The organism is Afipia sp. DC4300-2b1, assembly GCF_049895725.1.
In the GTDB taxonomy this organism is placed as follows: domain Bacteria; phylum Pseudomonadota; class Alphaproteobacteria; order Rhizobiales; family Xanthobacteraceae; genus Afipia; species Afipia broomeae.
Map to the genome: position 1 here is coordinate 206,553 of NZ_JAFCSX010000007.1, position 15,079 is coordinate 221,631.

The window sequence follows — 15,079 nt, forward strand, 5'->3', positions numbered from 1 at the left end:
CTATCGATTGTTGTTGACAAAAACCGGCAGTTTCTCGAGCACGCTACGGCTGGCTCCGGGCAGCACGACGTAGCCGGACGGATCGTCCAGCCTGAGGTTGCGGAAAGGGACCGCAATCAGGTGGCCGCCAAGGCCGGTGAGATTGCCGACAGCGAGAATGGCGTAGATGCTGCCGTCCTTGCCGAAGACGAAATCGTTGATGCGCCCGATCGTCTCGTTTTTGTCGTTGACGACAGTTTTCAGCTTGATGATTTCGGCGCGGTAGCCTCTTGCGACCTCGTTCGTTTCAAGGGGGGTCAGGGCGATTTCCTGTGCCGCGGCGCGATCCGTCCACGGAATAGGAGTGATGATTGCAACAACGACCGCGGTTGACCACGATAGGCGGAACCTGTTCATGATACTGCCTTGCCGATCTGAACCAATTGCGCTGCCTGGGCGACGCATCGCGCCGGCCGTGTGGCTTATTGGCCTTGATAGACATTGTGGGACGCGACGGCATTGACCGCGGTCAAGATGGCGCAGAGTTAAATCGGCTGCATGAACGTGCGGAGTGGCGGGCGACGATGTTGGGCGTCATCGCCGTGCTGAGACAATGATGCCGTCAAGGCGGCGACAACATTTATCAGCGCGGGTTCGATAAGTTGACGCCAGTCAAGGTGATCGCTGCCCCGGCAGGTCATCCTGTAGGAACTGAGCTTGCCGGGAGGCCACATGACCAGTCCGCTGCACATCGTCTGCCCGCACTGCGACTCCGTCAACCGCGTGCCGCGCGAGCGATTGCGTGATCGTGCCAAGTGCGGGTCGTGCCATCGCCCGCTTTACGAGCGGCAGCCGGCAGCGCTCGACAATGCCGCTCGCTTCGACAAGCATGCCGGGCACAGCGACATCCCGCTGCTCGTTGACTTCTGGGCCACATGGTGTGGTCCGTGCCGGGTGATGGCGCCGGTCTTCGAACGGGCAGCAGCGGAACTTGAGCCCGAAGTACGGCTGATCAAGGTGGACAGCGATGCGGTGCCGGAACTGCTGCAGCGTTACGGTATACAGAGCATACCGACCTTGATGCTGGTACATCACGGCCGGGAGATCGCCCGCCAATCCGGCGCCATGCCGCTGCAGCGGTTACTGGCATGGACCCGTGAGCATGCTGAGGGCGTGAAGGTGTGACGAGAAATCTCGGGAGAATCTGACGACCGTCAATGGGAGCCAATGCCAAGCGCGACAACATAGTGCCACGGATACTGATCGTATGGCGGAAATCGCCGTCTTCGCCTGAACGAGCGGCTGCTGGCAGGGTGACCTGCAGCCTCATGCATGAAGCGTCTGTACCGCTGCGATAGAAACATGCATCACCACATAGCCGATAAAGCGAGGCCTGAGATGTCTACGATCGATAGCCGCCGCGAGCAGATTTTCCCCACGCTTACGCCGCAGGAAATCGATCGCATTCGTCGATTTGGGAGAATTCGTCGCTACGCCGTTGGTGAAGCGCTATTCACCACCGGAGAAATCGCTCCCGGAATGTATGTGCTGATCAAAGGCGCCGTGCGCGTTGTAAGGTGCGATCCGCTGGGGCACAAAGCCCCGATCGTGGAGCAGGGGCCCGGCGAGTTCGTCGCAGAAGTCGGACAGTTGTCAGGCCAGCCGGCCTTCGTCGATGTTCACGCCATCAGTGAGGTGGAAGCACTATTGATCCCGCCGGAGAAGCTTCGCGCCTTGATGATCGAGGAGCCTGAACTCGGCGAACGGATCATGCATGCGCTCATCTTGCGCCGCGTCGTGCTGATCGAGGCCGGTAGCGGTGGTCCGGTCCTGATCGGCCCCGAGTCAAGTCCGGATGTGGTGCGCCTGCAGGGCTTTCTCGCCCGCAACGCCTATCCGCACCAATTGCTAGACCCGGCAAAGGACGACGATGCGGCGAGGCTGGTTCAGCAATACGCCCCCGCTCCGGCGGACCTGCCGCTGGCCGTGTGTCCGAAAGGCACCGTCTTGAAAAACCCGAGCGAGGCTGAACTGGCCTCCGCCCTCGGCATGGTGCCGGTCGACGAAGCGAACCAGACCTATGATGTCGCGATCGTCGGGGCAGGACCGGCGGGCCTCTCGACCGCGGTCTACGCAGCATCGGAAGGCCTGTCGGTTATCGTTCTCGACGCGCGCGCGTTCGGCGGTCAGGCTGGCGCAAGCGCGCGCATCGAGAATTATCTCGGCTTCCCGGCCGGCATTTCAGGCCAGGCGCTCACCGGTCGGGCCTATGTTCAGGCGCAGAAGTTCGGAGCCCGAATGCTGATACCCGCCAGCGTGTCGCGTCTCGATTCGACTGAAACTTCGGTCACGCTTCAACTGGAGGATCGCCGGCGAGTGAAGGCCACGACGGTGGTCGTCGCGACGGGTGCCCGTTACCGGCGGCTCAACGTTCCGAACCTTGCTGATTTCGAAGGACGCGGCGTCTGGTACTGGGCTTCCCCGATCGAGGCGCGGCTGTGCCGGAACGAGGAGATCGTTCTGGTCGGAGGCGGCAACTCTGCGGGTCAGGCGGCTGTGTTCCTGCGCAACTTCGCCGCAAAGATCTGGATGCTGGTGCGCGGGCCCAGTCTCGAAGAGAGCATGTCCCGCTATCTCATCGATCGCATCGCGGGTATCGAGAATATTGAGGTGCTGACCCAGACCGAGGTTGTTGCGCTCTACGGCAGCCGGGAAGGGCAACTCGAACGCGTAAGCTGGCACAACAATGTGACCGGCGCAAAGACCGAGAAGCCTATCCGTCACGTCTTTCTTTTCATTGGCGCCGAGCCGGCAACGACTTGGCTTAACGGCAGCGGGATCGTGCTCGACGAAAAGAACTTCATTCTGACGGGATCGGACGTCGTTTCCGACGGCCACGGCTCAAACAACGGGGCTACTCGCCCGCTGCGGCTGGAAACCAGCGTTCGCGGCGTTTTCGCCGCCGGCGACGTGAGGTCGGGATCAGTCAAGCGGGTCGGCGCCGCGATTGGTGAAGGGGCTGCGGTTGGGGCAGAGCTTCATGTTGTTCTTGCGAATGGCAAGGCTGGCTTTGCGCGCGAGGCACGAAGCTCAGGAGAATACAGCGCCCCCCAACAGCTATCCGCGGGAAAGCGCCTTTAGCGCATCACGACTGGCGTATACCGACTCAACGTCCTACGCGCCCGCGCAGTTCGGGATTGATCTCAGCGCGAACCGTCGTAACGACATTTGCGGCCGCGTCCTGGGAGAAACCGCAAACGAGGAGGACCTGATCGGCCAGCGCCAAGCCCGCCGCGACATTCTCCGGAAATACGGTGCCGGCTCCGGCCCGCACAAACGATATGATTTCCTGATCGTCGGCGACACTCACAATCGAGGATACGGCTGGATCGTGCCCACGGGCAAAGTGAAAAATGCGCTCGACTGCATGGCGTCGATCAAACGTTAGTACCACAAGGCGTGCACGGGTGAAGCCAGCGGCTTCCAAGACCCGTTTCCGGCCTGCGTCACCAAACACCACCTTGTGTCCCGATTGCTTTGCTCTTCGAAAGCGTATCAGATCGGACTCGACCGCGATGTAAGGCACGTTTGCGGCCTCCAGCACGAGGGACACCAGCCGACCCACGCGTCCGCAACCGCACAGGATTACGTGACCCCCGAGATTTTGACTTTCCGCGCGGATGGCGGCCTCCTCGGCGTTCTCCTTGGCGCGATGTGATGCGCCGCTAATGAATTCCGCAAACCGAGCACTCCGCAGAATCAGTATTGGGCCGAGCGCCATGGTTGCGGCCAACGCCAAAAGAGCAGGCTGCCCAACGTTCGGCTCTATGGCGCCCACGTTCATCGCCAGGGTGAGCAGCAGCAAACCGCTTTCTCCGCCGTGTGCCAGAATCAGAGCCGCTCGCGTATTAACCGGGGCAGGCCAACGCATAATCGCGCCGACCAGAAACACGACAAGGGCCTTTCCCGCCAGGCACGCAATAATCCAGGCGAAGACGGCCATGGGTGCTGCGGTGAGGGTGGATGGATCAACCTCCATGCCGGTGGTAACGAAGAAAACGCCTAGCAGGACGTCGCGGAAGGGTCTTATGTCATCCTCTACCTGATGACGGAAATCGCTTTCGCCCACTACCATGCCGGCAAGGAAAGCTCCGATCGGCGCGGAAAGGCCGGCCAAGTGTCCGGCGTATGCCGTACCTAGCGCAAGCAACAGAACAGTGAGCAGAAAGAGATCTGCCGACTTTGTCCTGGCGACCCAGGTGAGCCACATGCGAAAAACCGGCTTGCAGACGAAAGCGGCGATGCCGAGTGCGCCCGCCGCTATTCCAAGCTGACGGAGCGCTTCCAACTGATCGGGTCCGCCGGTCTGCTTCCAGCCGCCGAGTACAACGAGAAATGGAAGGGTCGCAAGGTCCTGGAACAGCAGGATGGCCAGCACGAGACGGCCTTGCTGACTATCGACGTCGCCTTGGTCGACCAATTGCTTGAGCGTGATGGCGGTCGACGACATGGCAACCGCACCGCCGAGCAGCACAGCGGTGGGTAACCCAACGCCCCACAGCGTGGCAATTCCTGCGACGATCAAAGCGGTCAAGCCGACTTGCAGGCTGCCGGCGACGAAAACATCGCGGCGTGCGGCAATCATTGCCGATAATGAAAACTCAAGACCGACCATGAACATAAGAAAAATGATGCCGAGTTCCGCTAGGAATCTCGTTTCATCGCTCGTGACGATGAGGTTTAGCCCGTGCGGCCCGATGATCAAGCCAGCCAATAGGTAACCGCCAGCCGCTGGAAGCCCCGCGCGCGCGACCAAGCTGATGCAGCCGGCGGAGGCAAGGATAACGACTAGCGTCTTGATCAACGGGACGTCGGCCATGCGCAGCTCCGGAGCGCCTCGCGCTTACCGTCTCATGCCAATTCATCATCGCGCTGATGGGTGTCAAATTCCGCATCGATAATTGCTGGGAATCGCTGCGTCACCTACGACAAACCGCTCAGAATTGATCGCGATTGTGGAGCGTCGCGCGTCAACTTCATCGCCGCCGGCGTAGCGAGCTTGAGCGTGAACTCGATGAAGATGAGACGTCTCCCTTGGCTCCGCCAGCATGGAGGTCGCGACAGTCGGGCCCTTCAAGGTTCGATTCGAGCACCGGGCACTGAAAGCTGGACCTGGTATCCTTCCCGAACGGCCAATGAAACAGCAGTAACAGCTGCTTCGAAAGCGGCTTCCTTGCTTTGGTATCTGCCTATCGGTTCACCGTCGTGCTTGAGACGCCAGATACCGCCCGAACCAACCACTTCGTAGCTGGCTATACTCACGATGCATCTCCGATTTTCCCCGCTCTCCAAGAAGGGAGAGGAAGACGCATGACCAATTCAGTTCAACTTGCGCTTCGGCATTGGCGTTTCGAACTGCGCGATCTCGGCGGTCTGGGCGGGCTTGCCGTTGAAGGTCAGCACATTGCCCTTGACCGAGATCTTGACCTTGTCGCCGTCGGAGACTTCGCCGGCCAGGATCATTTCGGCGAGCGGATCCTGCACGCTGCGCTGGATCACCCGCTTCAGCGGGCGGGCGCCATAGGCGGGGTCCCAGCCCTTGTCGGCCAGCCAGTCGCGTGCGGCGGCATCGAGCGTCAGCGCGATCTTGCGCTCTTCGAGCAGCTTTTGCAGCCGCGTGAACTGGATCTCGACGATCCGGCCCATCTCGCTCTTCTGCAGGCGATGGAACAGGATGATCTCGTCGATGCGATTGAGGAATTCGGGACGAAAGTGCGCCCGCACCAATCCCATCACCTGTTCGCGCACGGCTGAGGTATCCTCACCCTCCGGCTGGTTCACCAGGAATTCCGAACCGAGGTTCGAGGTCATGATGATCAGCGTGTTGCGGAAGTCGACGGTGCGGCCCTGACCATCGGTCAGGCGGCCGTCGTCGAGCACCTGCAGCAGCACGTTGAACACATCGGGATGCGCCTTCTCGATCTCGTCGAACAGCACGACCTGATAGGGCCGCCGCCGCACGGCTTCGGTGAGCGCACCGCCCTCGTCATAGCCGACATAGCCCGGCGGCGCGCCGATCAGACGGGAGACCGAGTGCTTCTCCATGTATTCGGACATGTCGAGGCGGACCATCGCGGTCTCGTCGTTGAACAGGTATTCCGCGAGCGCCTTGGTCAGCTCGGTCTTGCCGACACCGGTGGGGCCGAGGAACATGAACGAGCCGATCGGCCGGTTCGGATCCTGCAGGCCGGCGCGCGAACGTCGCACGGCGGTTGCCACCGCTCGCACGGCTTCGGCCTGGCCGACGACGCGCTTGCCGAGCGCCTCCTCCATCTTCAGGAGCTTGTCCTTTTCGCCTTCCAGCATCTTGTCGACGGGAACGCCGGTCCAACGCGACACCACTTGCGCGATGTGGTTGGCGGTGACCGCCTCCTCCATCATTTCGCCCGGGGCCTCGTTTTCTTCGATGGAGGCGAGCTTCTTTTCCAGTTCGGGAATCCTGCCATAGGCGAGCTCGCCCGCGCGCTGGAATTCACCGCGGCGCTGCGCGTTGGCAAGTTCGATGCGCAGGGCGTCGAGCTCGCTCTTCAGCTTGGCGGCGTCGGATAGCTTATTCTTTTCCTTGCTCCAGCGCGCAGTGAGTGCGGCAGACTTCTCCTCGAGATCGGCAAGTTCCTTTTCCAGCGCCTGTAGCCGGCTCTTCGAGCCCGGATCGCTCTCCTTCTTCAGCGCTTCCTGCTCGATCTTCAGGCGAATAATTTCGCGGTCCAGCAGATCGAGTTCTTCCGGCTTGGAATCAACCTGCATCTTTAGCCGCGCCGCGGCCTCGTCCATCAGGTCGATGGCCTTGTCGGGCAGGAAGCGGTCGGTGATGTAGCGGTTCGACAGCGTGGTCGCGGCCACCAATGCGGAATCGGTGATGCGCACGCCGTGATGCTGCTCGTACTTGTCCTTCAGGCCGCGCAGGATCGAGATGGTATCCTCGACCGTGGGTTCGCCGACATAGATCGGCTGGAAACGCCGAGCCAGCGCCGGATCCTTTTCGACATGCTTCTGGTACTCGTCGAGGGTGGTCGCGCCGATACAGTGCAACTCGCCGCGCGCCAGCGCGGGCTTCAGCAGGTTGGACGCGTCCATCGCGCCATCGGCTTTGCCGGCCCCGATCAGCGTGTGCATCTCGTCGATGAACAGGATGATGCCACCCTCTGCGGAAGTGACCTCCTGCAGCACGGCCTTCAGCCGCTCCTCGAACTCGCCGCGGTATTTCGCCCCGGCAATCAGCGCGCCCATGTCGAGCGACAGCAGCTTCTTATCCTTCAGGCTCTCCGGCACGTCGCCATTGACGATGCGCAGCGCGAGGCCTTCGACGATGGCGGTCTTGCCGACGCCAGGCTCGCCGATCAGCAGGGGATTGTTCTTGGTGCGGCGGGAGAGCACCTGGATGGTGCGGCGGATTTCTTCATCCCGGCCGATCACCGGATCGAGCTTGCCGTCGTGCGCGGCCTGGGTCAGGTCTCGGGCATATTTCTTTAGTGCGTCATAGGCATTCTCGGCTGTCGCGGAATCCGCGGTGCGACCCTTGCGCAGCGCTTCGATCGCGGCGTTGAGATTTTGCGCGGTCACGCCGCCCTTGCTCAGGATGGCGCCGGCCTCGCTGTTCTTGTCCATGGCGAGCCCAAGCAGCAGGCGCTCAACGGTGACAAAGCTGTCGCCAGCCTTTTCGGCGGCCTTCTCGGCGGCATCGAAGGCGCGCGCCAGTTCCGGCGCGAGATAGACCTGCCCGGCGCCATTTCCGGAAACCTTCGGCAGCTTGTTCAGCGCCTCTTCAGTGGCCGTCAGGATGGCGCGGGAGTTGCCCCCGGCGCGATCGATCAGACCGCCGGCCAGCCCCTCGCTGTCATCGAGCAGGACTTTCAAAAGGTGCAACGGCGAGAACTGCTGGTGTCCATCGCGCATGGCAAGCGACTGCGCCGACTGGATAAAGCCGCGCGCCCGCTCGGTGTATTTTTCAATATTCATTGTTTGCTTCCCTCAGCCGGCCGCTCCGCCCCCAAAGGCAAGGATGCAGCATCTCCATTGGGTCCGCTGACCGCATTGACAGTCGTCAACCGGCGCGTCGACGACGTTTGGACCGGCTTGAGGATATTGGCGGTTTCCTGACCGTATCTGGATGAACGGGGAGGTCGAGTGGGAATGGGAGCACGGCGAATGCGAGGCTGCAGGACGGGGGGTGCAGCCGGGCCGTCAGAATCAGCGATAACGGATTTGGGATGACGGCTCGCAAAGGCGCTAATCCGAACGTCCGCTACCTGTGAATCTATGCCTTTCACTGGGATAGTGAGGAGCGGGATTGGCGCGACATAGCCAGCCGGGGGAGGACAAGGGAACGCCGCTTTGGGCCGATTGTGGCTACGTCGGCGTTTCCCTGATCCGCGAGGTAGAATCGCTGTTCTCAAGGAGAGTTTCCCTGATATCTGTGGTAGGGAATTCCGCAAGAAGTCGCTGGAGCATATGGGTTTCTCGGAACCTGGTGGCGTCCCGAGGGGTTGATTTCGAGAATTTCCCTGTAAAATTCCCTGTTAGCAGGGAATTGGCGCGGAGACGGGTGCGATCAGAACTGCATCGCCAGCCAATCATTTCGTGTGGATTAAACCCGAGAGTTTGACGTGCGAGTAACCTCTGCGCAGGCAAGAAGCCTTGACGAGAGGCTGTCGTACATCGCGTGCATCATTCGCGGAATGAGACCCAAGCGGCCACCCCTGTCACTGTAGGCTTTGATTTTCTAAAGCTTCGGCATCTTCAATTCCGCTACTTACGATCTGCGTGCAGGGAAAACCGGGGAAAAAGAGCTCTCGTCTCCGCCGGGGAACCAATCGTAGGTGTTCGCGTTTCAATTACGGTCATTCGGATAAGTTGGTACGGCGCTTATTGAAGCAAGCCGGTTTGTCCCCCCGTGAAATGACACTACTCAGAATCGACATTTTATGCCCTCCGAACCGAGCACTGTCTCGCGGAATGAAACTGATGATTTTCTCCGTATTCAAGACGAACTTCCCTATCGTCGTCGACAGCAAGCAATCCTGCGAGAATTTGGCAGTGCAGCTCTCCAGTCACGAGATTTTCGGCACATTCTTCAGCAAGCTGCTGAACTCAGCGCCCGTGGTCTGCAGTGTTCATACGCCAAAGTTTTAGAATATCTTCCAGATGAAAAGCGGTTGATTGTGCGTGCCGGCACGGGCTGGCCGTCAGGAACAGTAGATATTGTGTCGCTCGGCGCCGATATTGAATCGCCTGCTGGCTTTGCCTTCCAGACTGGGCAATCCGTCGTCTCAAACCATTTGCAGAAAGAGACACGCTTTCGAACGCCTCAGCTGCTTGCTGACCACGGCATAAGACGCGCGATCAATGTACTCATCCGACGGGGAGGTGACGGCGATACTCCCTTCGGCGTTCTCGAAGCTGACAGTGCGGATCCCGGACAATTCGATGAAGCAGACGCGGATTTTCTCGCAGGGTTTGCCGGACTGCTCGGCATAGCGATTGAGCGCCAGCACGCAGACGCGAAACTTCAGAAAGCCCTTGATCACGCTGATTTGCTGACACGCGAAATGAGCCATCGCGTTAAAAACAGCCTTACGTCAGTTGTAGGTCTGTTACGCGTCCAAGGGCGGAGTTCAGAATCCTTGGACGTGAAGCACGCCTTAGAAAATGCGGCTATGCGCGTGGCGTCAATCGCGGAAGTGCATGACCATCTGTGGCGAGGCAGCAAGGTTGGATTTGTCGATCTCTCCGATTTTATTGGTCATCTTTGCGAAAATCTTCAGAGTTCGTCGCCTGAACATAATCTTCAATGGTATTCTGACCCGATTGTCATTTCCGCCGATAAGGCCATTCCACTGGGCTTGCTGGTGAACGAACTTGTCACCAATGCCGTCAAGTACGCCTATGTCGATGGCCCTGGCGTCATCCGGGTAGACGCGCGAGAGATCGACGGGAACTTGCTTGTGGAGATTTCCGACGAAGGGGCAGGGTTGCCCGACGGGTTTGATATCAATCAGCCGCGCAAGAGTCTCGGGTTTCGGGTGATCAGCGGTCTGGTCCGGCAGTTGATGGGGGAACTTAAAATTTCAAAAAACATGCCGCGAGGAGCGTTATTTACAATCAAGTTTCCCATCGATCCCAAGTTCCCTATTGATCCGTCATGAACGAAATCTTGATACGCGTGTTGAGACCTTGTCGAGGGTGCCATGTAGCTGCAAGATTGTCGGGAAATACTATATGCCTCTAATCACGTCGCCCATACGCGTTCTTGTTGTTGAAGATGAAACACTCATTCGCGCCGACATCGTCAAGTCGCTGCAGATTGCAGGATTCGACGTTTTAGAGTCGGCTAACGCGGACGAAGCCATTCAGATGCTCGAGCGCAATTCGGACATTCGGCTGGTATTTACCGATATCGATATGCCGGGTTCAATGAGCGGTTTGAAGCTGGCTGCCGCCGTCAGAGATAGGTGGCCACCGATTAAAATTATTGCGACTTCAGGACATTTCAAAATACATGATGGCGACCTTCCGAAAGACGCCAGGTTTTTACCCAAGCCGTATCAGCCAGAACAAATTATAAGCGCCATTCACGAATTGACTGGCGCGGCATAACGGCATTTCGAAAAATGGCGGCGTGCGTTTGGCGGCGCCGACTGTTGGTTTTACCGGTCGGCGCAGCTTTGCTTACTGTATAGATGAGCCAGTTCCTTCATTGCGAGACTGCCCAAGTAGCCGGCGACGACGAACAAGTTTCTGATATTTTTTAATCGGTTGCCCATCACCCGTATCCAGCGATCGCAATGCATCCATAATGTCATCGAACAGCACGGCCTTACCGCGTGGCAGGGTGCGGAGCGCTGGCGCGGCTTCGAGCGCGCAGGCATCCGAGGCCCAAGACGACAATATCGCCCGCTTTTCATTCAGCGTGAGATCCGGATCATGCAAAACCTCAAGCGGATGCTCGAATGCATCAGCTGGATGCAGCATTTCATTCAGATCGAAATCAGTATCCCTGATTTTATCCATCATTGGTCCCTCCTTTCGAATAAAGAGGTGGCCGGTGTCAGGCCACCTCCCGGCGAATGTCGTCAGGCGGCCTTGATGCTGCCCAAACGCTTTTCGTTGAGGGGAATTGCCGCATTGATCTCGATCCGGCGCGGCTTCATGGCTTCCGGCACCTTGCGGGCAAGGTTCAACTGAAGCAGGCCATTCTCAAATGCGGCATTTTCAACCTCTACATAGTCAGCAAGGTTGAAGCGCCGCTCGAACGCGCGGGCCGAAATCCCTTGGTAGAGATACTCGGTCTTCTCCTGCTCGGTTTTCCGGCCCGAGACGACGAGCAGGTTCTGCTGCGCCATGATGTTAATGTCGGATGGCGCAAAACCCGCGACCGCAAGATTGATGCGGAAAGTATCTTCACCGGTACGAACGATGTCATAGGGGGGATAGTTTTCGGTGCTTTCGCTTGCCTGGCTGTTCAGAAGCTCGAACAGGTGGTCGAAGCCGATAGCCGAACGGGTAAACGGGGTAAAATCAAACGTCCTCATAGCCACATCCTCCTAGAAGCAAGGTGGTTACAAGCAGCCCACCAGAGACCGCTGGCGTCCGCGTCGGGCCTCTCATGAGCACCCGACGAAAATCGAAATAAAAAAACGCGAAAAAAGTTTCAAGAGGGGGAGTCTAAAAAAATCGAGCCCGGGAAAATTTACGGTAAAAATATTCAACACGAGGGACCGTTTGAAAATCCTTTTTTATTTCAGATGTTTATGCGTCTGGGAAAACGAACAGCGGATCGGCATTAACGCTGGTTCCGAACCATGCGTAATAAGAGGAAGTTCTGTGATGAAGTAAGATAGAACTTGCCTATTGCCGTTGCTATCGTCAGCCGCCCGATATCTCGATCAGGCCATCGACACCTCCATAAGCCCTCCTGGTTTCCGCTGCATCAGTTCTCTCGGGAAAAGATGATCGAGCTGTCGCGCGCGGTGCGGGCGATCTACGAATGCGCAAGGGCTCTCTTTTATCGTTCTAGTAGCTGCACTCAGAATCGCTCCGCCGGAACTTCGATTAACAAGCCCGCAAAGGGGGAGCTTTCGTCGTTGCATCGCTGCTTGCTGGCGTTTCGGGTTGGCTCTATGCTCGCGATCATTGCCTTCATCCGAGGCCGTTCAGTCCTCAAGCGCCCATCGGATATATGTTTATGGCGGTGAGCGGATTCGTATCAGCAACGCCGGACAGGTTGAATTTTGTGACTGATGAACTGCACAAAGCGCAACAGGTGCTTTCAAGCCTGAAGCGGGCAGAACTTGCTGAAGGGCCAGAAGCGCTTTCAATCCTGAACGGGTTAGCCGGGCTCGTTCAGAGCGCTAACGGGCATGAATCAATTGAAACGGATGAGTTGCGTTCGAGTGCGTTTCTCGCGATCTGTGAAATTGCCAAGGCGCTGCATCGCGGGCAACCATCGACGTCCTTATGGGCAGCCGCTATCAATGCGACTGAGCGCTGGTGCTCATCCGCGAAATGATCGATCGCGGCGCTGGCCGACGGTTTGTTCGATGGCAATCTATAAATTGAACTCCGGGGAGATCGAGCCTCCTTCGATCGAGATATAGCCGTCCGAAATCGGCGCATCGGCCGCCGCATGGATTATGTCGGCAGCTTGAATCGCAGGTGGCTGAAAAGCCGAGAAACCCGATAAACAGTTTTACGCTGCGGTTTGTTCTCCGGCGCTCGCTTCCATGGACGTTCGAGCCTGCAATATCGCACGACGCAGCCATGTCTTTATCGTGCTGACCGGCCTGCCGAATCGCAAAGCAAGCTGTTCTCTACTTTCGCCATGGACGTATGCTGCAACAATAAGACTGCGTTGGAGCGGATTCAGGCCGCGGAGCGCGATCAGCGCATGCCCGCGATTATCGGACATCTGGAGACTTTCGAGGGCCGATTCCTGATCATCCGGCACGTGGAGGATATCGGTGCCATCGCATTCGGAAGCAACGTCCCTTCGTCTCACAACATCAATGGCCTGGTTGCGAACGATGGTTACAGACCATGTGATGGGGGAGCTTTTGGCCGGATCATAGTCGCCCGACCGTCGCCAGATTTTGATATAGGCGTCCTGAAGCACCTCTTCTGCAAGATCGGAACGCTTCGTCACGGAAAGCGCAATCCCAAACAGTTTGCGGCGAGTCATGTCATAGAATTGTGAGAAGGCAATTCGGTCCCCACTCGCGCTCGCTGCCAGAAGCTCTTGTAGCAGTAACCCATCGAGTTTGGTGCTGTCTGAGTGTATCATCGGCTCTCGACTTTCCGGTGCTAAGATGGAGGACTCAATCTGCATTGTCAGACGTGTTGAACCGAAGAGATACGATACACGTTACGTGTTCCGCGAAATCAGCGACATGGCCGCATAGCCTGCCAATGCTGATACAGCAGTCAAGAAAGTGCCCCAGACAATATCGGCGATTGCCACCTTCGCAGACCAGTCCTTCAGCGTGGCAAGATTGGTAAGGTCGTATGTGGCGTAGGCCACAAGCCCTAACGCGGCTCCAAGCAGCAGCGCCCAAATCCATGAGCCATTTCGCTCCGCCGGCACGATTGCAAACATCAAAATACCGGCAACATAAATTGTGTAGAAAAGCGCCGCGACTGACAGATCTGGCTTTTCAGCGAGAAGGCCGCCAAGCTCCTGTTTGTAGAAGCTCATCGTACGGCTCAACCAAATAAAATCGATGCCGAGAAAAATTACTGCCGTGACAATATAGGCAACCGTATATCGGATCATGACCTGTTCCTAAATTCCGAACAGTGGCTGCAACAAACGGGCGAGCATACCTTTGAAGCGCAACGGGGCGTCCGTGACAGCGAGACAGACGCAGTCTTCATCAGGCCCGGCGTAAGGCTGATGTTCTGTGCGCTCGTCCGTTTCCGAGATGTCGCCGCGGCGCAGGATCGTCTCCCGATCGCACAGACTTCCGGTCAACACGAGTGTCAGTTCTCGGCCTCTGTGACCATGCTCAGGCACGCTCATGCCGCTTTGAAAGCGTAAAAGACGCGCCTGAGATGGACAATCCGGCGTATCGATCATGATCTGTTGGACACGGGGGGCCAAACGCACCCACTTCAGATCTTTGAGGTCGCCGCCAACGTAACCACGCAGCGGTTCCGGAATGACGGCGTCCGATGAAAACCGAGATGCCGACGCCGGTTGATGCAGATCGCCATCGCTCCGCACGCGGGCGAGCAATGTATCCAACATGGACGGAGAAACGGCAGTTTCTGGGACGACGTCGAGCATGTATCCGCCCAATGAATCCGCAGAACCGGCGCGCGTGCGGCAGTGAGGGCAAAGAGCCAAATGAGTGGCAACCAGCAGGCTCGATGCTTCATCCAGATTTCCGCTGGAATAGCCAAGCAAGAGATCGTCGCTGATATGATATTGTATGGTCATTCGACGCCTCCTTTCTGAGCGTCGAGTGCTTCGCGAATTTTTCCGAAAGCAAGCCGGATGCGGGATTTAACAGTGCCGATGGGAAGGCCGAGCCGTTTAGCAATTTCGCTGTGAGAAGAATTTTCATAGAACGAGAGCATCAAGACATCCTTCTCATTCACCGACAATGAGTTCATGACTTCGCGAACGCGCTTTTCGGTCTCGGCTCGCTCCAATTGGCGATCTGGCGGCGGCTCGCCTTCCTGGACGAAAGCAGGGTCCGTCGGATCAAATGTCGGCCTGCGGGCCCTGCGGAATCGATCGATACTCAAGTTTCGAGCGATCGTGAAAATCCAGGTAGATGCCGATGCTTTTAAGGGGTCGAACTGGTTTGCGTTCCGCCACACAAGCACGAGGGCTTCCTGGGTGATTTCCTCCGCCAGCGACGCGTCGGCTCCAAACCGCAAAAAGTATGATTTAAGACGGGGTGCAAAGTATCGAAAAATGACTTCAAACGCTGCTTCGTCTCTGCTTTGCGCGACAAGAACAACACTCTCTGAGAGCAACGCCGCAGCAGCTGTCGGGTCGCTCTGCAATCGTTCAATTGCGACCATTCTATTCTCGATC

General features: G+C 58.0%; 14 protein-coding genes. 5 read left to right on the forward strand and 9 right to left on the reverse strand.

Going from position 1 to position 15,079, the window contains the following annotated elements:
• Complete coding sequence (locus ACP7AL_RS24630) at positions 1-396, reverse strand: PRC-barrel domain-containing protein (RefSeq protein ID WP_425995131.1); 396 nt, start codon at positions 394-396, stop codon at positions 1-3.
• 315 nt (positions 397-711) lie between these two features.
• Between ACP7AL_RS24630 and trxC the strand changes: the two genes are divergently transcribed.
• Both trxC and ACP7AL_RS24640 read left to right on the forward strand, forming a co-directional pair.
• Positions 712-1,164, forward strand: a complete 453-nt coding sequence (trxC, locus tag ACP7AL_RS24635; RefSeq protein WP_425995133.1) for a thioredoxin TrxC — start codon at positions 712-714, stop codon at positions 1,162-1,164.
• A 213-nt stretch (positions 1,165-1,377) separates the two neighbouring features.
• Positions 1,378-3,120, forward strand: a complete 1,743-nt coding sequence (locus ACP7AL_RS24640) for an FAD-dependent oxidoreductase (protein WP_425995135.1) — start codon at positions 1,378-1,380, stop codon at positions 3,118-3,120.
• A gap of 25 nt (positions 3,121-3,145) precedes the next feature.
• On the opposite strand, the gene ACP7AL_RS24645 is transcribed toward ACP7AL_RS24640, so the two are convergent.
• Together ACP7AL_RS24645 and clpB are read right to left on the reverse strand one after the other, a co-directional pair.
• Positions 3,146-4,858 carry a cation:proton antiporter gene (locus tag ACP7AL_RS24645; protein WP_425995137.1) on the reverse strand — a complete coding sequence of 571 codons (1,713 nt, stop codon included), beginning with the start codon at positions 4,856-4,858 and terminating at the stop codon, positions 3,146-3,148.
• 500 nt (positions 4,859-5,358) lie between these two features.
• The gene (clpB, locus tag ACP7AL_RS24650; protein WP_425995139.1) at positions 5,359-7,998 is read right to left on the reverse strand and encodes an ATP-dependent chaperone ClpB; all 2,640 of its coding nucleotides are present in this window, start codon (positions 7,996-7,998) and stop codon (positions 5,359-5,361) included.
• 965 nt (positions 7,999-8,963) lie between these two features.
• Between clpB and ACP7AL_RS24655 the strand changes: the two genes are divergently transcribed.
• Together ACP7AL_RS24655 and ACP7AL_RS24660 are read left to right on the forward strand one after the other, a co-directional pair.
• The gene (locus tag ACP7AL_RS24655; protein WP_425995141.1) at positions 8,964-10,184 is read left to right on the forward strand and encodes a sensor histidine kinase; all 1,221 of its coding nucleotides are present in this window, start codon (positions 8,964-8,966) and stop codon (positions 10,182-10,184) included.
• A 73-nt stretch (positions 10,185-10,257) separates the two neighbouring features.
• Complete coding sequence (locus ACP7AL_RS24660) at positions 10,258-10,635, forward strand: response regulator (protein WP_425994979.1); 378 nt, start codon at positions 10,258-10,260, stop codon at positions 10,633-10,635.
• Between the two features lie 72 nt (positions 10,636-10,707).
• On the opposite strand, the gene ACP7AL_RS24665 is transcribed toward ACP7AL_RS24660, so the two are convergent.
• Both ACP7AL_RS24665 and ACP7AL_RS24670 read right to left on the reverse strand, forming a co-directional pair.
• Complete coding sequence (locus ACP7AL_RS24665) at positions 10,708-11,052, reverse strand: hypothetical protein (RefSeq protein ID WP_425995143.1); 345 nt, start codon at positions 11,050-11,052, stop codon at positions 10,708-10,710.
• Between the two features lie 59 nt (positions 11,053-11,111).
• Positions 11,112-11,570, reverse strand: coding sequence for an Hsp20 family protein (locus ACP7AL_RS24670; protein WP_425995145.1), 459 nt, complete (start codon positions 11,568-11,570; stop codon positions 11,112-11,114).
• 653 nt (positions 11,571-12,223) lie between these two features.
• Between ACP7AL_RS24670 and ACP7AL_RS24675 the strand changes: the two genes are divergently transcribed.
• Positions 12,224-12,547 carry a hypothetical protein gene (locus ACP7AL_RS24675; RefSeq protein ID WP_425995147.1) on the forward strand — a complete coding sequence of 108 codons (324 nt, stop codon included), beginning with the start codon at positions 12,224-12,226 and terminating at the stop codon, positions 12,545-12,547.
• A gap of 180 nt (positions 12,548-12,727) precedes the next feature.
• Here ACP7AL_RS24675 and ACP7AL_RS24680 read toward each other — a convergent pair whose 3' ends face one another.
• From ACP7AL_RS24680 to ACP7AL_RS24695, 4 genes are read right to left on the reverse strand one after another with little or no spacing between them, the layout of a single operon-like run.
• The gene (locus ACP7AL_RS24680) at positions 12,728-13,363 is read right to left on the reverse strand and encodes a sigma-70 family RNA polymerase sigma factor (RefSeq protein WP_425995149.1); all 636 of its coding nucleotides are present in this window, start codon (positions 13,361-13,363) and stop codon (positions 12,728-12,730) included.
• A gap of 36 nt (positions 13,364-13,399) precedes the next feature.
• Positions 13,400-13,807 (reverse strand): DUF2177 family protein, encoded by a 408-nt coding sequence (locus ACP7AL_RS24685; RefSeq protein WP_425995151.1) that lies wholly within the window; start codon positions 13,805-13,807, stop codon positions 13,400-13,402.
• Between the two features lie 9 nt (positions 13,808-13,816).
• On the reverse strand, positions 13,817-14,473 hold the full coding sequence (locus ACP7AL_RS24690) for a ChrR family anti-sigma-E factor (RefSeq protein ID WP_425995153.1): 657 nt from the start codon (positions 14,471-14,473) through the stop codon (positions 13,817-13,819).
• The gene (locus tag ACP7AL_RS24695) at positions 14,470-15,066 is read right to left on the reverse strand and encodes a sigma-70 family RNA polymerase sigma factor (RefSeq protein WP_425995155.1); all 597 of its coding nucleotides are present in this window, start codon (positions 15,064-15,066) and stop codon (positions 14,470-14,472) included. The genes ACP7AL_RS24690 and ACP7AL_RS24695 overlap by 4 nt, the downstream gene beginning before the upstream one ends.
• Between the last annotated feature and the right edge of the window lie 13 nt (positions 15,067-15,079).

What these genes read in the sequence shown, in the direction of transcription:
- ACP7AL_RS24630 (WP_425995131.1), bottom strand. Translation starts at nt 396, where the DNA reads ATGAACAGGTTCCGCCTATCGTGGTCAACCGCGGTCGTTGTTGCAATC.
- trxC (WP_425995133.1), top strand. Translation starts at nt 712, where the DNA reads ATGACCAGTCCGCTGCACATCGTCTGCCCGCACTGCGACTCCGTCAAC.
- ACP7AL_RS24640 (WP_425995135.1), top strand. Translation starts at nt 1,378, where the DNA reads ATGTCTACGATCGATAGCCGCCGCGAGCAGATTTTCCCCACGCTTACG.
- ACP7AL_RS24645 (WP_425995137.1), bottom strand. Translation starts at nt 4,858, where the DNA reads ATGGCCGACGTCCCGTTGATCAAGACGCTAGTCGTTATCCTTGCCTCC.
- clpB (WP_425995139.1), bottom strand. Translation starts at nt 7,998, where the DNA reads ATGAATATTGAAAAATACACCGAGCGGGCGCGCGGCTTTATCCAGTCG.
- ACP7AL_RS24655 (WP_425995141.1), top strand. Translation starts at nt 8,964, where the DNA reads ATGCCCTCCGAACCGAGCACTGTCTCGCGGAATGAAACTGATGATTTT.
- ACP7AL_RS24660 (WP_425994979.1), top strand. Translation starts at nt 10,258, where the DNA reads ATGCCTCTAATCACGTCGCCCATACGCGTTCTTGTTGTTGAAGATGAA.
- ACP7AL_RS24665 (WP_425995143.1), bottom strand. Translation starts at nt 11,052, where the DNA reads ATGATGGATAAAATCAGGGATACTGATTTCGATCTGAATGAAATGCTG.
- ACP7AL_RS24670 (WP_425995145.1), bottom strand. Translation starts at nt 11,570, where the DNA reads ATGAGGACGTTTGATTTTACCCCGTTTACCCGTTCGGCTATCGGCTTC.
- ACP7AL_RS24675 (WP_425995147.1), top strand. Translation starts at nt 12,224, where the DNA reads ATGGCGGTGAGCGGATTCGTATCAGCAACGCCGGACAGGTTGAATTTT.
- ACP7AL_RS24680 (WP_425995149.1), bottom strand. Translation starts at nt 13,363, where the DNA reads ATGCAGATTGAGTCCTCCATCTTAGCACCGGAAAGTCGAGAGCCGATG.
- ACP7AL_RS24685 (WP_425995151.1), bottom strand. Translation starts at nt 13,807, where the DNA reads ATGATCCGATATACGGTTGCCTATATTGTCACGGCAGTAATTTTTCTC.
- ACP7AL_RS24690 (WP_425995153.1), bottom strand. Translation starts at nt 14,473, where the DNA reads ATGACCATACAATATCATATCAGCGACGATCTCTTGCTTGGCTATTCC.
- ACP7AL_RS24695 (WP_425995155.1), bottom strand. Translation starts at nt 15,066, where the DNA reads ATGGTCGCAATTGAACGATTGCAGAGCGACCCGACAGCTGCTGCGGCG.